We start from the raw sequence: 9,976 nt of genomic DNA, 5'->3' as shown, positions 1-9,976 counted from the left end.
CGACAGCCTTCTGGATCTGCCAGCTCGCCACGGTAGAGGTGGCCGGATAGAGGGGAATCGGCAGCTCGGCCCAGGCTTTCGCGCGCTCGGCGCCGGCGCTGTCGGCCGCAGCGCCAGCAGCAACACCATCGCCAGCGCCAGCAGCAGCAGCAGCAGCAGCAACACCATCGCCACTGCCAGCAGCAGCATCGCCGACATCTCCGCCGGCATTGCCGCCACCGCCAGCGCGAGAAGCAGCACCATCGCCGACGTCTCCGCCGGCATTGCCGCCACCAGCGGCGTCGACACCAGTCTCGTCGAACAGCTCATAGTCAGGGTGGGCGAGCTGCAGGCTCCCGCGATAGTCGCCGACCTTTCCCGCAAAAATACCCCGCGCGCCCGGTGTCAACTCGTTGGCCCGCCATGCCTGGTTGAAGAAAGTCAGGGTCAGGATGCCCAGTCCATCGCCGATCGTCACCTCAAGGATCGAACCGCGCTTGGCCCGCATCGGCCGGTTCATCACCCGCAGCACCTCTGCCACAATCGTCACATTCTCGTCGATGGGGAGGTGGGTGAGTTCGGTCAGCTCGCCCCGGCGAGCGTACCGTCGCGGATAATGGCTGAGGAGGTCGCCGACCGTGATGAGGCCGAGCCCCTTAGAGAAGGCGGCAGCGGTGCGCTCGCCCAGCGCGACGCTGAGCTTCTGATCGAGGGGGGATGCCACGACAGCTACGCTACCCGTCACCCCCGGTGTGGCAGGATTGCCCCCGTGACGAATGGATCCGGCGGCGATGATCGGCCACAGTATGGCGAGCGAGTGCCCGGCTACGTCGCGCCCCAGGAGTCACACGGAACCGACCTCCCGGCGCCCATTCCGATCGACAGCGCACAGCACGCGACTCGGCAGGCCAGTCGCCGCCCATCGCCGGTCTTCCTTGCACTCGTCGTCGGCGCTGCGGTGTCGGGCTGGGCACTGTGGTCTGGAGTCGGCCCCGCTCCCGTCATGTCTTTTTTCTTCGTTGTATTCATCTGGGTCATCTCGCTGTCCCTTCATGAGTTCGCCCACGCCTACCTCGCCTACCGCAACGGTGACCTCTCGGTGGTGCACCGCGGGTATCTGACGCTCAACCCGCTGCGCTACACCCACGTAGTGTTCAGCCTCGTGCTGCCGCTCGTTTTCCTGATCGCCGGCGGCATCGGCCTCCCCGGCGGCGCAGTGTTCATCGATCGCAACGCCATCCGATCGCGTTTCGCCAACTCGGCAGTCTCGGCAGCCGGGCCACTCACCAATCTCGCCATCGCGCTGATTCTCGCCGTGGTCCTCGCATTCCGGGAGGGGTCGAGCCCGTTCTGGGTCACGCTGTCGTTCCTGCTGTTCCTGCAGGTGACAGCAACCGTGCTGAATCTGCTGCCCGTTCCCGGACTGGACGGTTTCGGCATCATCCAGCCTTACCTGCCTGAACGAGTGCTCGCCGCGGTGGCGCCCATCGCGCCGTTCGCGATCCTCGGCCTTTTTGCGCTGCTGTGGATACCCGTGGTCAACGCGCTGTTTTTCTCAGCGATTATCGGGATTGTCTCATTCCTTCAGGTTCCGGCCGTGTTTATCTGGAGTGGCTTCGACCTCTTCCGGTTCTGGGTTTAGCCGGGACATGACCCGAATCATCGCCGGGTGGGCCGGGTCCCTCACCATCGCGGTCCCCGGCTCGGGAACCCGGCCGACCAGCGACCGAGTGAGGGAGGCCATATTCTCCGCGCTCGAGTCGAGGGAAGCGATCACGGGGATGCGTGTGCTCGACCTCTACGCGGGCTCAGGTGCGCTCGGGCTGGAGGCCGCCTCACGCGGCGCCATCCACGTGACACTGGTGGATCGCAGCATCCAGACCGGCAAGCTCAACGCCGCGCGCATCCTGAAACAGGCCCCGAAGGGCGCCAGGCCGACCATTGAATCGTCTGGGCAATCGGTGCAGGCGTTTCTGGAGTCGGCCCGTGCCTTCTGGGATCTGGTCTTCATGGATCCGCCCTACGACCTCGGACCGACCGAACTCGCGCAGAACCTCGAGGCACTCATGCCGCGACTCTCGCCGGGCGCGGTCGTGGTGCTGGAGCGCAGCTCGCGCACATCCGAACCCGAGTGGCCGAACGGCCTCGAACTTCAGCGCCGCAAGGATTACGGCGACACTGCGCTGTACTGGCTGGGCGCGTAGCGACAGCGGGCTGAGCGCACAGCGACAGCGGGCAGGGCGCGTAGCGACAACGGGCAGGGCGCACAGCGACAGCGGGCAGGGCGCGTAGCGACGGCTGGCCGGCGCCCATCGGTGCAGCTTAGCCTGAGTGGCCATCCCAGCCGACGTACGGATCCCACCCGCTCGCCCTGTCGTACGGCGCGCCGTCGACCAGCAGGCCGTCGCCCTCCACCACGGCGCCGATGCGCCTGAACCCGCCCGGCAACGCCGCTGCGGCCGGGAAGGTGGCGAGCAGGCTGTGATCCTCTCCGCCCTCGAGCTGTAACCTGCCGCCGACCGCCGCACTCGACAGGTCGATGGCCACACCGCTGGCCGTCGCGAGGCGGCGAGCATCGATGGCGAGGCCGTCGCTGAGGTCGAGCATGGCGGTCGCTCCGGCGATCGCGGCGGCGGGGCCGTCGGCGATCGGGGGCCGAGGTGTGAGCTGGGCGGCGATGGCGGCGCTGTGGTCGAGTTTGAGCTTTGCAGTGGATGCGGCATCCGGAACACCCTCAACCATGCCGCCCTCGAACAGCAGCTGCAGCCCCTCCGCCGCCGCCCCCAGCACGCCCGACACCGCCACGATGTCGCCGACACTGGCGCCGGAGCGCAGCACCGGGTCGCGCCCCTGAAGGTCGCCAAGGGCGGTCACCGCGATCGTGAGCACGCTCGATACCGAGAGGTCACCGCCCACCACGCCGCACCCGGGGGCCATCGCCTCGCATCCATCCCGGAGGCCGTCCGCGAACTGCTCGAGCACCTCGACCGGGGTGTCTGTGGGCACCGCGAGCGCCACCACGAGAGCGGTGGGCACGGCGCCCATTGCGGCGATATCCGCGAGATTGGATGCCGCGGCCTTCCATCCCAGATCGTGCGGTGTCGACCACGCGAGCCGGAAATCTGGACCGTGGATCATCATGTCGGTGGTGATCACGACCCGACCATCCGCGGCGAAAACCACGGCGGCATCGTCGCCCGGTCCGACGAGTTCTGCCGCCGCCGAGGGCAGCCTGGGGAAGATCCGGGCGAGCACCGACTGTTCCCCCAGCGCGCCGACGGTGGAACTACCTGACGCCTGGCCTGCGGAGAGGTCACGGCTGCCAACGGTGTCGTGTGGCGCGTTGTCCGGCGAGGGGGTCACTGCTGGCGTCATGGTTCACACGGTAGCCTGAATCCCGATGAAGCCGACGACCCGTGCAGCGCTGATGGCAGCAGTACTTCTGCTCCTGGCGGGTTGTGCGCCGGTGGTCGTGCTCGACGCCGCGGCCGATGCCTCGAACCCAGCCTGCGCGACGATGATGGTGCGACTGCCGGAGACGGTCGGCGGGTTGGCCGCCCGCGAGACAGATGCCCAGGCCACGGCAGCCTGGGGTCAGCCGTCGTACCTGCTGCTGCGGTGTGGCGTGCCCTCCCCTGCGCCGACCGCAACCCTGCCATGCATCACCGTCGGCGGCGTGGACTGGCTGCGCGACGATTCCGACGACCCGAACTTCGTGTTCATCACCTACGGTCGAACTCCCGCGGTCGAGGTCATCATCGACAGCGACGGCGACCCGGCCGTCGGCACAGACGGAGTCTCGGGGTTCGAGGCGCTGAGCGATCTGGCGCCGGCCATAGGCAGAATTCCCGCCGACCGAGCGTGCGTCTCACCCGAGGTGGCGGGCGGCTAAGTTCGCGCCTCTGCTGCGACCGGCCCGCGAGACGCCCGCATCCTCGTCCGCCGGGATTGCTCCGGTTAGCGCGCGGTCTCCAGGCCCAGCGCGATCAGCTCGTCGATCAGCTCCGCGTACGGCAGCCCGGTGGCCGCCCAACATTTGGGGAACATCGAGATCGGCGTAAACCCTGGCATCGTGTTGAGCTCGTTCACGATGAAATCGGTGCCCGTGTAGAAGAAGTCGACTCGCGCGAGACCCGATCCACCGATCGCCTCGAAGGCCCTCGCGGCGACCCGCTGCATCTCGGCAAGCTCACCCTCGGTGAGCGTCGCCGGGCACACCAGTTGCGCCACAGAATCGTCGAGGTACTTGGCCTCGAAATCGTAGAAACCGTCACCGGCGATGATGATTTCGCCGGCCACGCTCACCCTGGGCGGCGCGCCCGTGTGGCCCGAAAGCACAGCACACTCGAGCTCGCGCCCAACGATGGCCTGTTCGATCAGCGCCTTGCCGTCTTCGGCGAATGCGAGCTCCAGCGCGGCATCCAGCCGCTCAGCGTTCGTTACCTTTGTCACGCCCACCGACGAACCTGCGCGAGCCGGCTTCACAAATACCGGCAGACCAAGGGATGCCGCCCGCCCCCGCCAGAGCGCATTATCGGCCGCCCACTGCGCCGGGGTCACGGTCACCCACGGCGCCACGGTCACTCCGGCCGCCTCGAGGGCCGTCTTGGTGAAGTGCTTATCCATGCCGAGTGCCGAGGACAGCACTCCATTTCCCACGTAGGGAAGACCGAGCAGTTCGAGCATGCCCTGCACGGTGCCATCCTCTCCGAACGGCCCGTGCAGGATGGGGAAGACCACGTCGACGTCTCCCAGCGATCGAACCTCGCCCGAGGCATCCATCACCTGAAACTCGCGGGTCATTGCGGACTCTGGCCACAGCACCCGACTGCCATTATCGGTGACGGTCGGCATGGCCGACGGATTCAGCGCAAACAGGTCGGCGTCGTCGGGTTGAAGGGTGAAGGCACCGTCACGGGTGATACCGATCGGGATCACCTCGTACCGCGAGCGATCGATGGCAGAGAGCACCCCGCCGGCCGTCGCACAACTGATGGTGTGCTCGGATGAGCGCCCGCCAAAGAGCAGGGCGACAGTGAGTCTGGGCACCTATTCCCCCTGCGGGATGTCGTCGGTCGTGAGATGCGGAGCGATGTCGCGCGGGTTCAGCGTACCCGCCAGCACCTCGGCAACCTGGCTCACGATGGGCATCTCGACATTCTTCGCCAGCGCGAGTTCGAGAATCGGCGCCACCGATGACAGCCCTTCCGCGGTCTGGTTCATCTGCTTGATCACCTCGCTGAAGCTGTAGCCCTGACCGAGCAGCCGGCCCGCCGTGTTGTTGCGCGAGAGCGAGGATTCGCAGGTGGCGATGAGGTCGCCGAGGCCAGCCAGCCCCGCCAGGGTCTCGGCTTTCGCGCCATACGCCACCGCGAAATCCGTCATCTCGGCAAGCCCTCGCGTGATGATCGAGGCTTTCGTGTTCTCGCCATAGCCGACGCCATCGACGATGCCGATCGCCACCGCGATCAGGTTCTTCAGCACACCGCCGAACTCGGTGCCGATCACATCGGTGTTCACGTATGAGCGGAAATAGCGGTTCGTTGCCGTCATCGCTACCTCGGTGGCGGTGTCGAGACTTTCGGATGACACCACCGCGGCGGTGGGCCACTCTTTGGCGATCTCCAGGGCGAGATTTGGTCCGGATACGACGGCGACCCGCTCCCCATCGACACCGAGTTCCTGGCGGATCACCTCGCTCATCCGCGCGCGAGTTCCCTTCTCCACACCCTTCATCAGCGACACAACGATCGCGTCGGTGGGGATGAGTTCGCGCACGATTCGCAGGTTCTCGCGCAGGGACTGCGCGGGCACGGAGAGGTAGACCTGCTCGGCTGACTCCATCACGTCGGGAAGGCGGGATGAGGCCCACAGGCCGCGCGGGAGGTTGATGCCGGGCAGGTAGTCGCTGTTGCGCTTCGACTGCGAAATCTCGCGGGCAAGCTCCGGGCGCCGGGCCCAGAGCGCGACATCCGAGCCTGCGTCGGCGAGGATCTTGGCGAACGTGGTGCCCCACGACCCGGCGCCCAGCACGGCAACCCTGCGCGCCTGGGGTAGCGGCGAGCCGGTGCTTGCCGAGTCAGTGCTTGCCGAGTCAGCGCCCACCGGGTCAGCGCCCGCCGGGTCAGTGTGAGTCATCGAAGCGTCCGATCTCGGTCTGGCCATGCTCTGTGGGGTTCCACCGTTCGACCGGTGCTTTCTCATCGCGCAGATCTTCGACCAGTGCGGTGATCGCCGCCATCAACCTGGCGGTCGCCTCGGCCAGCACTCGCGAATCTCGCGGTCGCCCAGCGAAGTCGCTCAGATCGACGGGTGGTCCGAAGACGATGTCCACTGTCTTCCTGGGGAAGACACTGATGCGGTTGGTCTTCTGGGGCATCACCAGTTGAGCGCCCCAGCTAGCGGCCGGAATTAAAGGGATGCCGGCATCCATCGCGGTACGTACCGCACCGTATTTGCCGCGCATCGGCCAGCCGTCCGGGTCGCGGGTGAGCGAGCCTTCCGGGTAGATGACGACGGCGTGGCCTGCCGCCGCGATGTCTTGGGCCTGCTTGAGGGGGCCGACGCCGTCCCGCGAGTTACCGGAACGCTCGACCGGAATCTGCTCGGCCTTCCGTAGCAGTGCACCCACGACCGGGTTACGAAACAGCGACGCTTTGGCGAGGTAGCGAGGCATCCTGCCAGACCTCCACAGTCCCAGGCCGATCACGATGGGGTCGATATTGCTGTAGTGGTTTGGCGCGACGACGAACGACCCGGCGGCCGGCACGTTCTCGAGGCCGTGCACCCGATACCGGGCCAGCACGTTCATCAGAGGCAGAAGCGAGTAGGCGAAGAATCGGAAGATGGCGGTCTTCTCCGACGCGGGCCTCGCTGCCGGCGTCGTACCTGACGGAGCTTCGGTCGGCGCTTTTCTCGTCGGAGGTCTCTTCGTTGACGCCCTTCTCATCACTGTTGAACAGCCTTCACGAACCCAGCCTTCATGGCGTCAATTTTACGAAGGTCTCTTATCCCTCGTATTGAGAATTAGCCCTCGTATTCAAAATCTGCTCCGAGCAACGTGAGCTTATCTATAAAATGCTCATAACCCCTGCTGATGATACCGACATTGGTGACCGTGGACTGGCCCTCGGCAGTCAGCGCGGCGATGAGGTGGCTGAACCCCCCGCGCAGGTCGGGAATCTCAATCTCGGCGCCGTGCAGTTTGGTGGGGCCGGTGATGACGGCCGCCTGCTCCAGCGGTCGGCGCGGCACCCTGCGGCTAATTGATTCGAGACCGTCTTTGTACACCACAATGTCGGCGCCCATCGTGATCAGCGCATCCGTGAATCCGAAGCGGTTCTCGTACACGGTCTCGTGCACCACGGAGCGACCCTCAGCCTTGGTCAGCGCGACGATGAGTGGCTGCTGCCAGTCGGTCATGAACCCCGGATGCACGTCGGTCTCGACCACGACCGGCTTCAGTGGGGTACCCGGGTGGTAGAAGCGAATGCCATCCTCGTGGATGTCGAACGCTCCGCCGGCCTTGCGGAAGATATTCAGGAACGTCATCAGCTCCTGCTGCTTCGCCCCGCCGACGAAAATGTCGCCCTCGGTGGCCAGCGCTGCGGATGCCCAGCTCGCGGCCTCGTTACGGTCGAAGAGTGCGCGGTGCTCGTAGCCGTGAAGCTTCTCGACGCCCTCGATAAAGATGACCCGGTTCGGCTCGACCGAGATGATTGCGCCCATCTTCTGCAGGATCGCTATGAGATCCATGATCTCAGGCTCGATCGCCGCGTTCTTCAGCTCGGTAACACCCTTGGCGAGCACCGCGGTGAGCAGCACCTGCTCGGTCGCTCCGACGCTCGGGTATGGCAGCTCGATAGCGGCACCCTTGAGACCGTTCGGTGCGGTGAGGCGAATACCTTCGTAGCTCTTGTCGACGATCGCGCCGAACGCTCGCAGGGCATCCATATGAAAGTCGATCGGACGGTCGCCGATGCGACACCCGCCGAGGTCGGGGATGAGCGCCTCGCCGAGCCTGTGCAGCAGCGGACCGCAGAACAGGATGGGGATGCGGCTAGAACCGGCAAGTGCGTCGATCTCGGCGAAGTGCGCCTTGAGCACGTTGCTCGGGTCGAGCCGAAGCGTGCCGTTGCCGTCGTTGCTGACCGAGACACCATATGCCTCCAGCATTCCCGTGACGATGACGACGTCGCTGATGTCTGGCACGTCTTTGAGCACGCTCGGGGTGTCGGCCAGGAGCGCTGCGACCATGGCCTTGGTCGCCAGGTTTTTCGCACCGCGCAACTCGATGCGACCCACCAGCGGTTTGCCGCCGTTGATCACGATCTTGTCGGAGCGCAGCCCTACCCTCTTCGCCGCCTTCTGCGCATCTTTGGTAAGAGAATTCATAGTCACCTCTGTGTTGCAGTAGCTACAGCATGGTGCTGAAGCGACAGCCGTTGAGTCCCGATTTTCCTGCTCAGCGAGCGGGAAGAGTTCTCGGCCGCCAGCTTTCACGCTGCGCCTCAAACTCGGTAATTCGCGCCTCATCGCGCAGGGTCAGACCAATGTCATCCAACCCTTCAAGCAAACGCCACCTAGTGTAATCGTCGATCTCAAAAGCAAAGCTCACCTTGCCAACCGTGACCATTTTGGCTATGAGGTCGACGGTCAGTTCGATCCCGGGGTGCTCGTCGATGATCAGCCAGATCGTCTCAATATCTTTCTCGGAAAGCTGGGCCGCGAGCAACCCCTGCTTGCCCGAGTTACCGCGGAAGATGTCGCCGAATCGCGAGCTCAGCACGACCGCGAACCCGTAGTCGCGCAGCGCCCACACGGCGTGTTCGCGGCTCGAACCGGTGCCGAAGTCCGGGCCGGCGACCAGCACGGTGCCATGGATGAACGGCTCGCGGTTGAGCACGAACTCCGGATCCTGGCGCCAACCGTGGAACAGGGCATCCTCGAAGCCGGTCTTCGTGACCCGCTTCAAAAATACGGCGGGGATGATCTGGTCTGTATCGACATTGGACCGCTGTAGGGGAACCCCGATACCGGTGACGGTGGTGAACTTTTCCATCACGCACCGACCTTCGCTGCGGTCTCCGTGTTCGGGGCCGACTCGGGTAGCGGACTGTTCTCCAGATCCCAGGGGCTGGACAGCGTGCCGCGGATGGCGGTCGCAGCCGCGACCAGCGGCGAGACGAGGTGCGTCCTGCCGCCCTTGCCCTGGCGACCCTCGAAGTTGCGGTTCGAGGTGGATGCGCACCTCTCGCCGGGCGCGAGCTGATCTGGATTCATCCCGAGGCACATCGAGCAGCCGGCGAACCGCCACTCCGCCCCAAACTCTTCCACGATCCGGTCGATACCCTCCGCCTCGGCCTCGAGTCGCACCCGGGCGGAGCCTGGAACGACCATGACGCGAACGCCAGCGGCCCTGGTGCGACCCTTGATGATGGAGGCGAAGACGCGCAGGTCTTCTATGCGCGAGTTTGTACATGAGCCCATGAACACCGCGTCGACCCTGATGTCTTTCATTGGGGTGCCAGCGTCAAGATCCATGTACTCGAGGGCGCGCTCAGCGCTGGCGCGGTCGTTCGGGTCGGAAAAGTCAGCCGGATTCGGCACAGAGTCGCTCAGCGATACCCCCAGGGCCGGGTTGGTGCCCCAGGTCACGAACGGCTCCAGAGTGTCGGCATCGAGATACACCTCGGCATCAAATACGGCGGCGGGGTCGGTGGCCAGTGTGTTCCAGTAGGCGACGGCATCGTCCCAATCCTGGCCCTGGGGCGCGTGGGGGCGACCCTTCAGATAGGCGTAGGTGGTGTCATCCGGAGCCACCATGCCGGCCCTCGCACCGGCCTCGATCGACATATTGCAGATCGTCATGCGGCCCTCCATCGAGAGAGACCGGATGGCGCTGCCGCGGAATTCGAGCACATAACCCTGCCCGCCGCCCGTGCCGATCTGCGCAATGATCGCCAGGATGATGTCTTTGGCCGTGACGCCGGGGCGG

At 65.5% G+C, this 9,976-nt stretch carries 11 protein-coding genes; 3 read left to right on the top strand and 8 right to left on the bottom strand.

Features of this window, described 5'->3' with window-relative positions:
* Positions 1-724, bottom strand: a 724-nt coding sequence (locus tag RMN95_RS04265) for an OB-fold nucleic acid binding domain-containing protein (RefSeq protein WP_397545245.1), incomplete at its 3' end; no start/stop codon positions are given.
* A 24-nt stretch (positions 725-748) separates the two neighbouring features.
* Here RMN95_RS04265 and RMN95_RS04260 point away from each other — a divergent pair.
* Positions 749-1,621, top strand: coding sequence for a site-2 protease family protein (locus tag RMN95_RS04260; protein ID WP_309615716.1), 873 nt, complete (start codon positions 749-751; stop codon positions 1,619-1,621).
* A 7-nt stretch (positions 1,622-1,628) separates the two neighbouring features.
* Positions 1,629-2,183: a 16S rRNA (guanine(966)-N(2))-methyltransferase RsmD gene (rsmD, locus tag RMN95_RS04255; protein ID WP_309615715.1), complete on the top strand. Its 555-nt coding sequence runs from the start codon at positions 1,629-1,631 to the stop codon at positions 2,181-2,183.
* A 118-nt stretch (positions 2,184-2,301) separates the two neighbouring features.
* Here the strand turns inward: rsmD and thiL are convergent, their stop codons facing one another.
* Positions 2,302-3,354: a thiamine-phosphate kinase gene (gene thiL, locus RMN95_RS04250; protein WP_309615714.1), complete on the bottom strand. Its 1,053-nt coding sequence runs from the start codon at positions 3,352-3,354 to the stop codon at positions 2,302-2,304.
* Between the two features lie 52 nt (positions 3,355-3,406).
* Between thiL and RMN95_RS04245 the strand changes: the two genes are divergently transcribed.
* Positions 3,407-3,871, top strand: a complete 465-nt coding sequence (locus RMN95_RS04245) for a DUF3515 family protein (protein WP_309615713.1) — start codon at positions 3,407-3,409, stop codon at positions 3,869-3,871.
* 65 nt (positions 3,872-3,936) lie between these two features.
* On the opposite strand, the gene RMN95_RS04240 is transcribed toward RMN95_RS04245, so the two are convergent.
* The 6 genes from RMN95_RS04240 to RMN95_RS04215 all read right to left on the bottom strand — a co-directional run.
* Positions 3,937-5,028 carry a D-alanine--D-alanine ligase family protein gene (locus RMN95_RS04240; RefSeq protein WP_309615712.1) on the bottom strand — a complete coding sequence of 364 codons (1,092 nt, stop codon included), beginning with the start codon at positions 5,026-5,028 and terminating at the stop codon, positions 3,937-3,939.
* Positions 5,029-6,117 (bottom strand): NAD(P)H-dependent glycerol-3-phosphate dehydrogenase, encoded by a 1,089-nt coding sequence (locus RMN95_RS04235; protein ID WP_309615711.1) that lies wholly within the window; start codon positions 6,115-6,117, stop codon positions 5,029-5,031.
* Entirely contained in the window at positions 6,104-6,928 is an 825-nt protein-coding gene (locus RMN95_RS04230; RefSeq protein ID WP_309615710.1) for a lysophospholipid acyltransferase family protein, read from the bottom strand. The genes RMN95_RS04235 and RMN95_RS04230 overlap by 14 nt, the downstream gene beginning before the upstream one ends.
* A 77-nt stretch (positions 6,929-7,005) precedes the next feature.
* Positions 7,006-8,373 (bottom strand): UDP-N-acetylglucosamine 1-carboxyvinyltransferase, encoded by a 1,368-nt coding sequence (gene murA, locus RMN95_RS04225; RefSeq protein ID WP_309615709.1) that lies wholly within the window; start codon positions 8,371-8,373, stop codon positions 7,006-7,008.
* 70 nt (positions 8,374-8,443) lie between these two features.
* Positions 8,444-9,040, bottom strand: a complete 597-nt coding sequence (leuD, locus tag RMN95_RS04220; RefSeq protein WP_309615708.1) for a 3-isopropylmalate dehydratase small subunit — start codon at positions 9,038-9,040, stop codon at positions 8,444-8,446.
* Positions 9,040-9,976: aconitase family protein (locus RMN95_RS04215; protein ID WP_309615707.1), on the bottom strand; the 937-nt coding region annotated here is incomplete at its 5' end. The genes RMN95_RS04215 and leuD, both read right to left, overlap by 1 nt.

It is taken from the genome of Salinibacterium sp., from assembly GCF_031364185.1.
Classification (GTDB): Bacteria; Actinomycetota; Actinomycetes; order Actinomycetales; family Microbacteriaceae; genus Rhodoglobus.
This window is presented reverse-complemented; position numbering and strand designations above follow the sequence as displayed.